General features: G+C 70.6%; 12 protein-coding genes. 6 read left to right on the top strand and 6 right to left on the bottom strand.

Annotated elements, in window-relative coordinates:
* The 5 genes from B0I32_RS07965 to B0I32_RS07945 form a co-directional block, all read right to left on the bottom strand.
* Complete coding sequence (locus tag B0I32_RS07965; protein WP_106236376.1) at nucleotides 1–822, bottom strand: carbohydrate ABC transporter permease; 822 nt, start codon at nucleotides 820–822, stop codon at nucleotides 1–3.
* Nucleotides 819–1,682 carry a carbohydrate ABC transporter permease gene (locus B0I32_RS07960; protein ID WP_106236374.1) on the bottom strand — a complete coding sequence of 288 codons (864 nt, stop codon included), beginning with the start codon at nucleotides 1,680–1,682 and terminating at the stop codon, nucleotides 819–821. Before B0I32_RS07960 ends, B0I32_RS07965 begins: the two co-directional genes overlap by 4 nt.
* Nucleotides 1,683–2,990, bottom strand: a complete 1,308-nt coding sequence (locus B0I32_RS07955; protein WP_106236372.1) for an ABC transporter substrate-binding protein — start codon at nucleotides 2,988–2,990, stop codon at nucleotides 1,683–1,685.
* Nucleotides 2,991–3,007: 17 nt separating this feature from the next.
* The gene (locus B0I32_RS07950; protein ID WP_106236370.1) at nucleotides 3,008–5,293 is read right to left on the bottom strand and encodes a TIM-barrel domain-containing protein; all 2,286 of its coding nucleotides are present in this window, start codon (nucleotides 5,291–5,293) and stop codon (nucleotides 3,008–3,010) included.
* A 125-nt stretch (nucleotides 5,294–5,418) separates the two neighbouring features.
* Nucleotides 5,419–6,807 (bottom strand): NAD(P)H-quinone dehydrogenase, encoded by a 1,389-nt coding sequence (locus B0I32_RS07945; protein ID WP_106236368.1) that lies wholly within the window; start codon nucleotides 6,805–6,807, stop codon nucleotides 5,419–5,421.
* 70 nt (nucleotides 6,808–6,877) lie between these two features.
* Here B0I32_RS07945 and B0I32_RS07940 point away from each other — a divergent pair, with 70 nt between their 5' ends.
* Nucleotides 6,878–7,327: a gamma-glutamylcyclotransferase family protein gene (locus B0I32_RS07940; protein WP_106236366.1), complete on the top strand. Its 450-nt coding sequence runs from the start codon at nucleotides 6,878–6,880 to the stop codon at nucleotides 7,325–7,327.
* A gap of 3 nt (nucleotides 7,328–7,330) precedes the next feature.
* Here B0I32_RS07940 and B0I32_RS07935 read toward each other — a convergent pair whose 3' ends face one another.
* Complete coding sequence (locus B0I32_RS07935) at nucleotides 7,331–8,635, bottom strand: MFS transporter (protein WP_245955673.1); 1,305 nt, start codon at nucleotides 8,633–8,635, stop codon at nucleotides 7,331–7,333.
* 111 nt (nucleotides 8,636–8,746) lie between these two features.
* On the opposite strand from B0I32_RS07935, the gene B0I32_RS07930 reads away from it, so the two are divergent.
* From B0I32_RS07930 to B0I32_RS07910, 5 genes are all read left to right on the top strand, one after another.
* Nucleotides 8,747–9,772 (top strand): Lrp/AsnC family transcriptional regulator, encoded by a 1,026-nt coding sequence (locus B0I32_RS07930; RefSeq protein ID WP_106236364.1) that lies wholly within the window; start codon nucleotides 8,747–8,749, stop codon nucleotides 9,770–9,772.
* A complete protein-coding gene (locus B0I32_RS07925; RefSeq protein ID WP_106236362.1) occupies nucleotides 9,769–11,073 on the top strand; it encodes a M20/M25/M40 family metallo-hydrolase in 1,305 nt (434 codons plus the stop codon). The genes B0I32_RS07930 and B0I32_RS07925 overlap by 4 nt, the downstream gene beginning before the upstream one ends.
* Nucleotides 11,074–11,075: 2 nt before the next feature.
* Nucleotides 11,076–11,900, top strand: a complete 825-nt coding sequence (locus B0I32_RS07920) for a purine-nucleoside phosphorylase (RefSeq protein WP_106236360.1) — start codon at nucleotides 11,076–11,078, stop codon at nucleotides 11,898–11,900.
* The gene (locus B0I32_RS07915; protein ID WP_106236358.1) at nucleotides 11,897–13,570 is read left to right on the top strand and encodes a phospho-sugar mutase; all 1,674 of its coding nucleotides are present in this window, start codon (nucleotides 11,897–11,899) and stop codon (nucleotides 13,568–13,570) included. The genes B0I32_RS07920 and B0I32_RS07915 overlap by 4 nt, the downstream gene beginning before the upstream one ends.
* A gap of 165 nt (nucleotides 13,571–13,735) precedes the next feature.
* A complete protein-coding gene (locus tag B0I32_RS07910) occupies nucleotides 13,736–14,452 on the top strand; it encodes a nucleotidyltransferase domain-containing protein (protein WP_106236356.1) in 717 nt (238 codons plus the stop codon).
* The last annotated feature ends 19 nt before the right edge of the window (nucleotides 14,453–14,471 follow it).

Genomic DNA, 14,471 nt, shown 5'->3' with positions numbered 1-14,471 from the left:
TCACTTGATGGCGCCGACCGTCACACCTCGGGTCAGCGTGCGCTGGAAGATCAGGAAGAAGGCGACCGCCGGGACGATGCCGAGCAGGGCCGAGGCGCTGGACATGGTCGCGTCCATGTACCTCTGGCCTTGCAGGACACCGAGCGCGACGGGCACCGTCTGGGTGTCGTTCGAGATCAGGAAGATCAGCGGCAGGAAGAACTCGTTCCAGGTCCAGATGAAGAAGAAGATCAGCAGCACGCTGAGCGTGGGCCGGCTGATCGGCACCACGATCCGCAGCAACGAGCGCAGCCGCCCCGCGCCGTCGATCGAGGCGGCCTCCAGGATCTCCTTCGGGAACTGGCCCAGCACCGCGCTCAGCAGATACGTGCCGAACGCCGCCTGGATCGCGGTCATGACGATGATCACCGCGAGCCGGGTGTCGTACAGGCCGGCGGCCTTGGCCAGGTAGTACAGCGGATAGGCCAGCGCCTCCTGCGGCAGCGTGTTGGCCACCAGGAACAGCACCAGGATCCACAGCCGGCCCTTCACCCGGCCGATGCCCAGCGCGTACGCGTTGAGCACGGACAGCACCACCGCCAGCACCGACACCGAGGCGCTGATGACGAGGCTGTTCCAGAGCTTGACGCCGAACTCCACCCGGTTCCAGAAGTCCACGATCCCCTGGAGGTAGAGCCCCTCGGGCAGGCTCAGCGGGCCGTTCGAGCTGTACTCGGCCGGCGACTTGACCGCGTTCATCGCCACGATGACGAACGGGAAGATCATCACCACGGCCAGCACGACCAGCGCGAACAGCACCGCCCAGCGTCCCGGGCCCCTCATGCGTCACGCTCCTGCACGCGCAGGAACAGGAACGTCACCACGATGATGATCAGCGCCAGGACGGTGGCGATGGCCGAGCCGTACCCGACGTTGGCCTTCTGGAAGAAGTTCAGGTACGAGAAGTACGACGGCACCATCGTCGCGTTCCCCGGCCCGCCGCGCGTCAGCACGAAGATCGGCCCGAACACCTTCAGCGCGGCGATCGTGCACGTCAGCAGCACCACGAAGATCTCCGGCCGGATCTGCGGGATCGTGATGTGCCAGAACTTGCGCCACCACGAGGCCCCGTCGATCTCGGCCGCCTCGTAGTAGGCCGGGTCCACCCGCTGCAGCCCGGCCATGAAGATCACGACCGGGTAGCCGAGCTGGAACCAGACCATGACCGCCATGACCGTGGCCAGCGCCAGATCGGGGTCGCCGAGCCAGTCGAGATCCAGGCCGAAGATCTGGTTGACGGCGCCGTACGACGGGTGCAGCATCCAGCCCCACACCACGCCCGCCACCGCCACCGGCAGCACCTGCGGCAGGTAGTACGTCGCGCGCAGCGCGGAGGCCGTGCGCGCCCCGAAGCGCTTGCCGATGTAGTCGAACAGGGCCGCCGCCAGCACGAGCCCGATCGCGGTCGGCACCACGGCCATGGCCACGATCAGCCCCACGTTGTGCTGGAACGACTCCCAGAACCGTTCGTCCTCCAGCAGCCTGGCGTAGTTGCCCAGCCCGATCCAGCGTGGCGTGCCCACCCCCGACCAGCGGGTGAAGCTCGCGCCGACGTTCATCAGGAACGGCACCACGATGACGGCCAGGAACAGCAGCAGGCTGGGGACCAGGTAGAGCCAGTACCCCCTCGTGCGAGCCCTCATCTAGTTGCCAATGTCGGCGAGGTTGTCCTCGTACGGCTTGGCCAGCTCGTCCAGCACCTCGGCCGAGGTCTTGCTGCCGTTGATGAGCTCCTGGACCCCGGCCACCATCACGTCGTAGTAGCCGGGCGCGGGCCAGTCGGGGTAGAAGGCCAGGCCGTCGGCGGCGGTCAGCTTGTTGAAGGACTCGATGAGCTCCTTGCTCTTGGCGTCGGTGATCGCGGCGGCGTCGGCGGCGACGGGGACGCCGCCGGAGTTGCCGAGCAGGTTCTGGATGTCCTTGCTCATCGTGATGTCGATGAAGTCGTAGGCCAGGTCCTTGTTCTCCGACTTCTCGGGGACGACCCAGAGGTTGCCGCTCGACCCGGGCGACATGGTGGCGCCGGGGAACAGGAAGTGACCCCACTCGAAGTCCTTGATCTCCGAGGCGAAACGGCCGTACCACCAGCTGCCGCTGATCATGACGGGGAACTTGCCGTTCATGAACGCCACGCCCATGTCCTCGGCCTTGACGCCGGAGGAGTTCTTCGGGATGTAGCCCTTCTTCACCCAGTCGGCGAACGTGTCGGCGCCGTAGGTGAACTCGGGGCCGTGGAAGTCGACCTTGCCCTTGTAGGACTGGAAGGCGTCCAGCCACGGCTTCTGCGCCTTGGTGAGCGCGAGCTGGTAGAAGATCTGCTGCGCCGGGTATTCGGCGCCGGCGTTGGAGATGGGGGTCACGCCGGCCTTGACGAAGGTGTCCAGCGCGGCGGTGAACTCCTCGTACGAGGCCGGGACCTTGACCTGGTGCTTGTCGAAGAGGTCCTTGTTGTAATAGACCATCACGAACTCGCCGTAGTTGGGCACGCCGTACCACTTGCCGGAGCCCATCACGCCCCGGTCGTCGTACTTCGCGGTGGTCTGCAGGCCACCCGGCAGCAGCTTGTCCCAGCCCCGCTTGGTGGCCTCCTCACTCAGGTCCGCGAGCAGGCCCTGCTTGGACAGCAGGCCGGAGGTGGCGTTGCCCTTGTTGTACTCCATGATGTCGGGCGCCTCGTCCGAGTTGAGCACCATGGCGGCCGTCTTCTGGATCTGCTCGAAGCCCTTCTCCTCGAACGCGACGGTCACGTTCGGGTGCGACGCCTCGAACTTCTTGATCGCCTCGGCCCACGCCTTGCCCATGGCGCTGTCGGCCGTCTCGTAGTGCCAGAGCTTGAGCACGCGCGGCTCGGTTCCGCCGGGGCTCGGGCTCGCGGAACCGCCGCCCGAGCCGCAGGCCGACAGGGCGAGCACGGCGGCGACCAGCACCGCCGCGCCTGTTGACTTGACCATGATCCCTCCAGGGGGTGTTACGAGATGACGGCCCGCGCGGGAGCTCCGGGCACCGGGACGAGCTCGACACCGGTGACGCGCTTCGGGCCGGTGACGGCGACACGCAGCACGTCGCCGTCCCTGGTGGCGACGGCGACCGTCACGCCGTCGGCGTCGTGGATCTCGGCGCTCCCGCCGCCGGAGCCGAAGGCGACGAGTGCGATCTCGGCCGGCACGTCCACGGTGTCCCGCTGCTCCTGTACGGGAATGAGCGCGCCGTACCGGGCGAAGAGGGGGATCTGGCCGAGCGGCTTGGCCACCCGGACGTAACGGGCGCCGTCCAGCACCTCGCCGGTCCAGTAGTCCACCCACCGGCCGCGCGGCAGGTACACCTGCCTGACGCCTTCGGGCCCGGTCATGGGGGCCACCAGCAGGTCGTGCCCGAGCAGGTACTGCAGGTCGGCCTGCCAGGCGACCGGATCGTCCGGATGGTCCACGCACAGCGCCCGCATCATCGGCGCGCCGGTGCGCGCGGCCTCGACTGCGGCCGAGTACAGGTAGGGCATCAGCCGGTAGCGCAGCTTCAGCGCCGCGACCGCCTGCTCCTCGACCTCGGGGAACTCCCACGGCTCGCGGGTCGTGGTGCCGTGCAGGCGCAGCAGCGGGGAGAGCGCGCCGAACTGGGTCCAGCGCACGTACAGGTCGTCGGCGGGGCGGCCGGTGAAGCCGCCCGCGTCGTGGCTCCAGAACGGGACGCCGGACAGGCCGTGCGCGAGGCCGCCCCTGATCGTGCTGCCCATGGCGGCGTAGCTGGTGTAGGTGTCGCCGCCCCACTGGGCGCTGTGGCGCTGCCCGCCCAGGTACGACGAGCGCGCCCACACCAGCTCGTGCCCGTTGACCTCGCGGGTGACGTCCACGACGGCGTCGTTGAACAGCAGGGTGTAGACGTTGTGCAGGTCGGTGCCGCTCATGCCGTTGGCGGCCACCGCGTCGGCCGGCACGCCCTCGGCGAAGTCGGTCTTGAAGGCGGCCACGCCCTGGCGCAGCAGCGGGCGCAGCAGGCCCTTGAACCACTCGACCGCCCCCGGGTGGGTGAAGTCCACGATGCCGCAGGCGGGGAAGGAGCCGTGCCAGCAGTCGGCGACGTACGCCTCGCCCTGGGGGTCGCGCAGCAGGTATCCGGCGTCGGCGGCCTCCCGAAACGCCGGGCTAAGGTGCGAAATATAGGGATTCATCCATAGGCAGACCTTGAACCCCATCTCCGCCAGCTCGGCCAGCATGCCCTCCGGGTCGGGGAAGTTCACCGGATCCCAGCGCATGTCCGACCAGTGCCCGTCGCTCTGCCAGTAGGTGTCCAGGTGCAGCACGTCGCACGGGATGCCGCGCTCCCTGATCGTGCGCGCCCTGGCCAGCACCCGCTCCCGGCTGTCCACGCAGAACCCCGAGGAGATCCAGGTGCCGAACGCCCACTTCGGCGGCAGCGAGGGCCGGCCGGTCAGCCGGTCGTAGCGGTCCAGCACCTCCGACGGAGCGGGCCCTGCCATCACGTAGTAGTCCATGACGTCGTCGGGCACCAGGATCTGCACCACGCTGTGCGTGGACTGGCAAACGTCGAACTCCAGCGGCGCGCCGCTGTCGACCAGCACGCCGTAGCCCCGGCTGGACACGTACAGGGGGATGTTCTTGTAGGCGCGCTGCGACTCGGCCCCGAAGGCGTCGAAGTTCCACATGAGCGGCCGCTGACCGCGCTTGTCCAGCCGGGTGAACGACTCGCCGAAGCCGGAGAACGCCTCGTCGGGCGCGGCGGCGAAGCTCTCGTGGTACGCGACGGGCGCGCCTCCCGAGGCGCTGCGGCCGAACGGCAGCGTACGCAGGCGCCCGCTGATGTCGGTGTGCCCCCGGTCCTGCTCGACCAGCGTCGCCCCGCCCGCGTCGGTGAAGCGCAGGTGCCACGGCGACAGGGTGATCTCGGCCCGCAGCGACCCGGCGTCCACCACGATCGGCGCGCCCGGCTCCGCCACGACCCGTGCCCCCGCGTACGTGCCCGGCCTCACCAGCGCGATGGCGCGCTCCGAGCGCGGCCGGGCGGTGGCGTCCTCCGACAGCCGCACCCTGATCACGCCCTCGCCCGCCGCGCCCACCTGGACGATCAGCGTCTCCTCCGCCGAGGTGACCGCCTTGAGCAGCACCTCGGCGCCGTCGGCCGCGACCAGCTCGGCGGCGGTGAGCGCCGACAGGCCGCCCTCGCCTCGTACGCGGACCGGCAACTCCGGCGGGTCCGCGACGAAGTACTCGTGCGCGACCAGGGGAGGGCGATAGGGCATGGAAGCTCCTTCGAACGCTGCGCCAACTCGTGACTTAGTTTGGTGTCCATACCAACAAAGGTCAACGGTCAGAGGCACAGAAAAGGGCGCGCGGACCACCGCGCGCCCTGCTTCGCAGAAGACTCCTAGATGTTGACCCCCGGCTGCATCAGCCGCCTGGCCGCCTCGGTCACCGACCCCGACAGCGACGGGTAGACCGCGAACGTGTGGGCCAGCTGGTCGACGGTCAGCCGCTGCTGCACCGCCACCGACACCGCCAGGATCAACTCGGAGGCCCGCGGCGCGACGACCACGCCGCCCAGCACGATCCCGGTGTGCGGGCGGCAGAACAGCTTCACGAAGCCGTCGTTGAAGCCCTGCATCTTCGCCCGCGCGTTGGTGGCCAGCGGCAGCTTGACCACGTTGGCCTCGATCTCGCCCGCCTCGATGGCACGCTGCGCCACGCCCACGGCCGCGATCTCGGGGTCGGTGAAGATGTTGGAGGCCACGGTGGCCAGCCGCAGCGGCTGCACCGCCTCGCCCAGCGCGTGCCACACCGCGATCCGGCCCTGCATGGCGGCGACGGAGGCCAGCATCAGCACGCCGGTGCAGTCGCCGGCCGCGTAGACGCCGGGAGCCGACGTGCGGGAGACCTTGTCGACCTTGACGAACCCGCCCCGGTCGAGCTGCACGCCCGCCTCCTCCAGCCCGATGCCGGAGGTGTTGGGGATCATGCCGACGGTCATCAGCGCGTGCGACCCCTCGGCGGTGCGCCCGTCCTCCAGCGTCACCACCACGCCGTCGTGGGTGCGCTTGACGGAGGCGGCCCTGGAGCGGCCCATGACGTTCATGCCGCGGCGCCGGTAGACCTCTTCGAGCACCTCGGCGCCGTCGGCGTCCTCGTTGGGCATCATCCGGTCGCGGCTGGAGACCAGCGTGACCTCCGCCCCGAGCGAACGGTAGGCCCCGGCGAACTCGGCCCCGGTCACCCCGGAGCCGACCACGATCAGGTGCTCGGGCAGCTCTTCGAGGTCATAGAGCTGACGCCAGTTGAGGATGCGCTCGCCGTCGGGCTCGGCCCCCGGCAGCACCCGCGGCGTCGCCCCCGTGGCCACCAGCACGACGTCGGCCCTGATCGTCCGGTCGCCGGCCCTGACCACCTGCGGATCGACCAGCCGGCCGCGCTCCTTGACGATCTCGACGCCCTCGGCCTCGACCCGGGTCGCGATGTCGGCCGACTGCGCCTGGGCCAGCTCCTTGACGCGCTTGTTGACCAGCGGCAGGTCGACCTGCGCCACCCCGGCGTCGCCGTCGAGGCCACCGGAGAAGGCCACCCCCAGCGAGGGGGCGTCGAGCAGGGCCTGCTTGCGGACGGAGGTCGCGATCAGTGTCTTGGACGGCACGCAGTCGGTGAGCACGCAGGCCCCGCCGGGGCCGTCCTGCTCGACCATCGTGACTTGCGCGCCTAGTTGGGCGGCCACCAGCGCCGCCTCGTAGCCGCCTGGTCCGCCGCCGATGATCACGATCCTCGTCACACCACCATTGTCCCGCATGCCCCGAGCTGCTGACGAACGGGGCGCGGTCTCAGGCGCTAGTCTTGCCGCTGTGCCTGTATACGCCTCCTATGGCAGCAACATGGACCCCGAGCAGATGGCCATGCGTGCCCCGCACTCGCCGATCCGCGGTGTGGGCTGGCTGCCGGGCTGGCGGCTGACCTTCGGAGGCATGGACCTCAAGTGGGAGGGCGCGGTCGCCACGATCGTCGAAGACCCCGACGAGCACGTCTTCGTGGTCCTCTACGACGTGCCCGACTGGGAGGAGCACTCGCTCGACCAGTGGGAGGGCGCGGTGCGCGGCGCCTACCACAAGGTCCGGCTGCGGGTGCAGACGCTCGACGGCGAGGTCGTGGCCTGGTTCTACGTGCTCGACGGCTACGAGGGCGGCCTGCCCTCGGCCCGCTACCTGGGCAGCCTGGCCGAGGCGGCCGAGCGGGCGGGCGCCCCCGACGACTACGTCAAGGAGCTGCGGGAGCGCCCCTGCACCTCGTTCGGCTGACGGCTAGCGGAGCGGCTCGTCCTTCGTCTCCCTGAGCACGAAGATGTAGACCAGCGTCGAGATGAGCGCCAGCGCCGACATGTACCACGGGAAGAGGCCCGGGTTGTCCGCCTCCTGCAGCGCCGTGCCGATCAGCGGCGCGGTGCCGCCGAAGAGCGCGACGGTCAGCGAGTAAGGGAACCCGGCGCCCGCCGCCCGCACCCGCGTCGGGAAGAGCTCGGAGTTGACCGCGGCCGAGATCGCGGTGAAGCAGCCGAGGAAGACCATGCCGACGAGCTGCACGACCAGCAGGCTCCAGTAGGCGTCGGTGAGCAGGCCGAGCAGCGGCACGGGCAGGACGAGGAAGCCGAACCCGAAGGTGATCAGCATCGGCTTGCGCCCGATCCGGTCCGACAGCATGCCCAGCAGCGGCTGCAGGATCATGAAGAAGACCAGCGAGATCGTGCCGATCTGGAGCGACTCGGCCTTGTCGAAGCCCACCGTGATCTGCGCGTACGTGGGCAGGAAGCTGGTCCAGGTGTAGTACGCCACCGTGCCGGCGATCGTGATGCCCACGATCGTCGCCGCCGACCTCGGGTGCAGCCGCAGGAACTCGAACAGCTTGGGCCGGGTGGCCTCGCCGCGCCGGATCTCCTCCGCCACCGCCGAGGTCTCGTCGGCGCCCTTGCGGATCCACAGGCCCACCAGGCTCAGCACCGCGCCCACGACGAACGGCACGCGCCAGCCCCAGGAGTCCATGTCGGCCTCGATCAGGTTCGTGGCCAGCAACGCGGCCAGTCCTGAGGCGATGAGCTGGCCGATGGTGGTGCTCACGTACTGGAAGCTCGAGAACAGTCCGCGCCGGCCGGGCGGGGCCGACTCCACCAGGAACGTGGTCGCGGCGGCGAACTCACCGCCCACCGACAGGCCCTGGATGAGCCGGGCGAGGGTGAGGATGACCGGCGCCAGCAGGCCGACGGCCGCGTAGGTGGGGGTCAGGCCGACCAGCAGGGAACCCGCGCCCATCAGCACGATGGTGAACGTCATGGCCGACTTGCGGCCGTACCGGTCGGCGAACGCGCCGACCAGCAGGCCGCCCAGGGGGCGCATGAAGAAGCCCACCGCGAACACGGCGAACGAGCTGAGCAGCGGGACGAGGCTGTTGTCCGATGCCTTGGGGAAGACCTGGTCGGAGAAGTAGACGGCGAGGAAGGTGTACGCGTACCAGTCGTACCATTCGACGACGTTGCCGATGCTGGCCGCCATGAGCTGCCGGACGCGGCTCTTGGGGATGCCGAGTGGGGAGTGCGCCACGGGGGAAGTCGCCACGAAGGGCTCCTTTGCTGACAAGTGCGGTAATGGCTTACTCTGCATTCGGACGACCGAAACAGTCAAATGTTTAAGCCGATTTTTACAATCCCGACACAGGAACGGGCAACCGTGGACGTTCTCGACCGCCGGCTCGTGGCCGCGCTGCAAGTCAGCCCCCGAGCCTCGTGGGGGGAGATCGGCCGGGCCGTGGGCGAGCACGAGCGCACGGTCGCCCGGCGGCTGCAGCGGCTCATCGCCGAGGGCTTCGTCCGTGTCACGGCCATCTACGACGACCTGCGCACCGGCCACGGCCGCCCCGTGCACCTGCACGTCCAGGTGCGGCCCGGCACCGCCACGCAGGTGGCCAAGGCGCTGGCCGAGCGCCGCGACACGCGCTCGGTCTACTCCCTGACCGGGGCCGCCGACCTCGGCTGCGAGCTGGTCTCCCCCTCCCGCGAGGCCCTGCACCGCATCCTGTCGGCACAGGTGTCGGAGATCGACGGCGTCCTGCAGACCCAGACCCAGGTCGTCCTGCACACGTTCAGAACCGTCGCCGAGTGGCACGCGCCCTTCCTGACCGAGCGCGAGGTGGCCGAGCTGCGGCCGGCCCCGCACCCCGACCGGCTGCCCGGCGAGACCGGCCCGTCACCTCTGGAGCAGCGGGACGAAGAGGGCCTGTCGCCGCTGGAGCAGGAGATCGCCGACCTCCTCGCCGCCGACGGCCGGATCGCCTTCACCGCCGTCGCCGAGCGGCTCGACATCTCCGTGCCCACCGCGCGCCGCCGGGTCACCTCGCTGATCGAGCGGCGGCTGCTGCTGCCGCGCGCCGAGGTCGAGCCCGCCCTGCTCGGCCTGGAGGTCGAGGCCATGCTCTGGCTCAAGGTGCGCCCCCACGGCCTCGACCTGGTCGGTCAGCGGCTGGCGGCGCATCCCGACGTCCGTTACTGTGCCGCCACGACGGGCACGCATTCCCTGATCGTGCAGGTCGTGGCGGCCCACGAGGCGGCCCTCTACCGTTTCATGACCGGCGTCGTCGGCCGGCACGACGAGATCACCGACGTCGACCTCACCCTCATCACCCGCGCGCACAAGCGCGGCCACCTGCACAAGTCCGGACTGCTCACGCTGGATCACCATTGGGAGGCAACACCATGACACCCGCCGAACTCGAAGTCGCCGACCTCTGCGTCGAGCTGATCCGGGCCGACAGCAGCAACTACGGCGACGGCAGCGGCCCCGGCGAACGGGCCGCGGCCGAGGTCGTCATGGCCAGGCTGGCCGAGGTCGGCATCGAGTCCACCTACATCGAGAGCGAGCCGGGCCGCGGCAACGTGATCACCCGCGTCGAGGGCACCGACCCGTCGCTGCCCGCCCTGCTCGTCCACGGCCACCTCGACGTCGTCCCGGCCAACGCCGCCGACTGGTCGGTGGACCCGTTCGCGGGCGAGGTGCGCGACGGCTACATCTGGGGCCGCGGCGCCGTGGACATGAAGGACATGGACGCGATGATGCTGGCCGTGCTGCGCCGCTTCAAGCGCGAAGGGCTCAGGCCGCGGCGCGACATGGTCTTCGCCTGGCTGGCCGACGAGGAGGCCGGCGGCGTCTACGGCGCCAAATACCTCACGGCCAACCACCCCGGCCTGTTCGAGGGCGTCACCGAGTCGATCAGCGAGGTCGGCGGCTACTCGCTGGAGGTGGACCCGTCGCTGCGGCTCTACCTGATCGAGACCGCCCAGAAGGGCCTGGCCTGGATGAAGCTGGTCGCCGACGGCACCGCGGGCCACGGCTCGATGCTCAACGACGACAACGCCGTCACCGAGGTGGCCAGGGCCGTGGCCAGGATCGGCGGGCACGACTGGCCGCTGACGTACACGCCGACCGTGCGCCGCTTCCTCACCGAGGTCGCCGACGCCTTCGGCGTCCCGTTCGACGAGAACGACCCCCAGCCGATCCTGGACCAGATCGGGCCGCTGGTGCGGTTCGTCGGCGCGACGCTGCGCAACACCACCAACCCGACCCAGCTCGGCGCCGGCTACAAGTCCAACGTCATCCCCGGCCAGGCCACGGCCGTGGTCGACGGGCGCTTCCTGCCGGGCTTCGAGGAGGAGTTCTTCAAGACGATCGACGGGCTGCTCGGGCCGAAGGTGCGGCGCGAGTTCGTCCACCACGACATCGCGCTGGAGACCACGTTCGACGGCGCGCTCGTGGAGTCGATGATCGCGGCGCTCAAGGCCGAGGACCCGGCCGCCCGCGCCATCCCCTACTGCATGTCCGGCGGCACCGACAACAAGACCTTCTTCGCCGACCTGGGCGTGCGCGGGTTCGGCTTCGTGCCGCTGCGGCTGCCCGCCGACATGGACTTCGCCTCCATGTTCCACGGCGTGGACGAGCGCGTGCCGGTGGACGCCCTGCAGTTCGGGGTGCGGGTCCTGGACAGGCTGCTCCTAAACTACTGAAGGTGAGCAAAGACCCGTACACCCTGGCCGGTGAGGCCGCCGCGGCGCTGCGTGCCGCGGCCGGCCTCGACCTCTCCGACGCCGCCTTCGACGTCGCCTTCGTCATGGGCTCGGGGTGGGTGCCCGCCGCCGACGCGATCGGTGAGACGGTGCGCGAGATCCCGTTCACCGACCTGCCCGGCTTCCGTGCCCCCGCCGTGGCCGGTCACGGGGGCAAGATCCGTGTCGTCCGCACCGCCGCGGGCCGGCACGCGCTGATCTTCCTCGGGCGCACCCACCTGTACGAGTCGCCGTCCGGGCTCGGGGTGGACGCGGTCGTGCACGGCGTCCGCACGGCGGCGGCGGCCGGCGTACGCACGCTGGTGCTCACCAACGCGGCCGGCGGGCTGCGCCCCGAGACCCAGAACGTCGGCGACCCGGTCCTGATCAGCGACCACATCAACCTGACCGGGGCCAACCCGATCACCGGCACCACGTTCATCGACCTCACCGAGGTCTACTCGCGCCGCCTGCGCGCCCTCGTCCGCGAGATCGACCCGACCCTCGCCGAGGGCGTCTACGTCGCCTTCCGCGGCCCCACGTACGAGACGCCCGCCGAGATCCGCATGCTGCGCACGCTGGGCGGCGACATGATCGGCATGTCCACGGTGCTGGAGGCCATCGCGGCCCGCGAGGCGAACCTCGACGTGCTCGGCATCTCCCTGGTCACCAACCCGGGGGCGGGCCTGTCCGGCGAGCCGCTCAACCACGAGGAGGTCCTGGAGGTGGGCCGGGCCACGGCCGCCCGCATGGGCGTGCTGCTGGCCAAGGTGGTGGACCGGCTGTGAGCGTGCTGCGGCGGGCGCGGGAGTGGCTGGCCCAGGACCCCGACCCCGACACACGCGCCGAGTTGTCCGCCCTCATCGAACGCGAGGACCTGGCCGCCCTGGAGGAGCGCTTCGGCGCCAAGCTGGAGTTCGGCACCGCCGGGCTGCGCGGCGAGCTGGGCGCGGGCCCCAACCGGATGAACCGGGTCACCGTCATGCGCGCCGCCGCCGGCCTGGCCGCCGTCCTCGGGCCGGGCAAGCACGTGGTCATCGGCTACGACGCCAGGCACAAGTCCGACGTGTTCGCCCGCGACACGGCGGCGGTGCTGACGGGCGCCGGCCTGCGTGCCTCGCTGCTGCCGCGCCCGCTGCCGACGCCCGTGCTGGCCTTCGCCATCCGCCATCTCGGCGCCGACGCGGGGGTGACGGTCACCGCCAGCCACAACCCGCCGCGCGACAACGGCTACAAGGTCTACTGGGGCGACGGCTCGCAGATCGTCCCACCCCTCGACACGGAGATCTCCACCGCCATCGACGCGGTCGGCCGCGTGGACGACCTCCCCCTGGGCGGCCCCACGACAGATCCTCCCCCGGGCGGCCTCACCACCCGGGCAGAGCCGGGGACACTGACCGAACTGGGCGAGGAAGTGGTCCATGCCTACCTCAGGGCCGTGACCTCCCTCCCTCTGGGCGACGCCCGCGACCTGCGCGTCGCCTACACCCCGCTCCACGGGGTCGGGGCGACCACTCTGGACGCCGCCTTCCTCGCCGCCGGCTTCGACAGCCCGCTGATGGTCGAGGAACAACGCGAGCCCGACCCCGACTTCCCCACGGTCTCCTTCCCCAACCCGGAGGAGCCGGGCGCGATGGACCTGGCGATCGTGCTGGCCGCCAAGACGGAGGCCGACCTGATCGTGGCCAACGACCCCGACGCCGACAGGTGCGCGGTGGGCGTCCCACTGCCCGGCGGCGGCGCCCGCATGCTGACCGGCGACGAGGTCGGGGGCCTGCTGGCCGAGCACGTGATCACCCACACCACCGGCGACCGCATGGTGGCCACCACCATCGTCTCCTCCACCCTGCTCGGCAAGATCGCCCAGGCGCACGGCGTCCGGTACGGCGAGACGCTCACCGGCTTCAAGTGGATCATCAAGGCCGGCCCCGGGCTGGTCTTCGGCTACGAGGAGGCCATCGGCTACAGCGTCGGCTCCGACGCCGGCCTGCCGGTCAGGGACAAGGACGGGATCGGCGCGGCGCTGACCGTGGCCGCCATCGCGGCGGCGGCCAAGCGCGACGGCCGCACCCTCCTCGACCTCCTCGACGACCAGGCCCGCCGCTACGGCCTGCACGCGACCTCGCAACTCTCGTTCCGCGTGTCCGACCTCTCGCTGATCACGAACGCCATGTCCCGCCTGCGCACCGACCCACCGGCGACCCTCGGGAATCTGCCGGTGCGACGAGCCGACGACCTGGCCCGCGGCGACGGCGGCCTCCCCCCGACCGACGGCCTGCGCTACCTCCTGGAGGGCGGCGCCCGCGTGGTGATCCGCCCCTCCGGCACCGAACCCAAACTCAAGTGCTACCTGGAGGCCGTCGTCCCGGTGACCACCACCCCAGCGCAGGCCCGGGCCCGGGCGGGGGAGCAACTGGCGAGCATCCGTACGGACCTGGAGACCCGCCTGGCCCTCTAGCCCGCATAGAACGTGTTGGTCTCATGCGTGAGACCAACACGGCAGCGAGGGCCACCACGTCCACGCCCTGATACCAACACGTCACGTTGGTATCAGCGTCGAGACCAAGACGAGGAGACAGCAGCTCGACACGCGTGGCGATGAAGGTCGTGGCAGTCTGGCCGCGTGGAGACGTACGAGATCTTCCTGTCCAGGGCCCTGCCCGATCCCCGGGTGCTGGGCCTGGTGCTGAGCGGGTCGCAGGCCCGTGCGGGGACCGCCACCGCCCGCTCCGACCACGACCTCTACCTGATCGCCGCCGACGGGGCCCCGTTCGAGCCGCGCAGGGACGCGCTGGTGGACCTGGTGGTGATGACGCTCGACGAGTTCCGCGCCCACGCCATGCCCGGCTCCGGCACCGAGTGGAACCGGTACGCCTTCACCCACGCCCAGGTGCTCAAGGACACCGGCGGCATCGCCTCCCTGGTCGCCGCCAAGGGCACGCTCACCCCTGACGAGGCCTTCGCCATCGGGCGCGAGGCGCTGGGCGCGTTCCTCAACAGCGTGTACCGGTGCATGAAGAACGCGCGCGACGGCAACCTCCTCGGCGTCCGCCTGGACGGGGCCGAGGCGGTGCCGGCCTGCCTGAGCCATCTGTTCGCCCTGCACGGGCGGGTACGGCCGTACAACAAGTACCTGGAGTGGGAGCTACGCCACCACCCCCTGACCGGCTGGCCCGCCGCCGACCTGCTGCCCCGCCTGGAGTCCGCCCTGTCCGACGACGCCCCGACGGCCCTCCGCGAGCTCCTGAACGCCCTCGAACCCCACGCCCGCGCCGCCGGCCACGGCCCCGAACTTGACTCCTGGGGCGACGACCTGCCCTTCATGCGCGGCACCAGCTAATCTTCTCTGGATAGCAACC

Origin of the sequence: Nonomuraea fuscirosea (assembly GCF_003001935.1) — a bacterium.
In the GTDB taxonomy this organism is placed as follows: domain Bacteria; phylum Actinomycetota; class Actinomycetes; order Streptosporangiales; family Streptosporangiaceae; genus Nonomuraea; species Nonomuraea fuscirosea.
This window is presented reverse-complemented; position numbering and strand designations above follow the sequence as displayed.

What these genes read in the sequence shown, in the direction of transcription:
- B0I32_RS07965 (WP_106236376.1), bottom strand. Translation starts at nt 822, where the DNA reads ATGAGGGGCCCGGGACGCTGGGCGGTGCTGTTCGCGCTGGTCGTGCTG.
- B0I32_RS07960 (WP_106236374.1), bottom strand. Translation starts at nt 1,682, where the DNA reads ATGAGGGCTCGCACGAGGGGGTACTGGCTCTACCTGGTCCCCAGCCTG.
- B0I32_RS07955 (WP_106236372.1), bottom strand. Translation starts at nt 2,990, where the DNA reads ATGGTCAAGTCAACAGGCGCGGCGGTGCTGGTCGCCGCCGTGCTCGCC.
- B0I32_RS07950 (WP_106236370.1), bottom strand. Translation starts at nt 5,293, where the DNA reads ATGCCCTATCGCCCTCCCCTGGTCGCGCACGAGTACTTCGTCGCGGAC.
- B0I32_RS07925 (WP_106236362.1), top strand. Translation starts at nt 9,769, where the DNA reads ATGACACCCGCCGAACTCGAAGTCGCCGACCTCTGCGTCGAGCTGATC.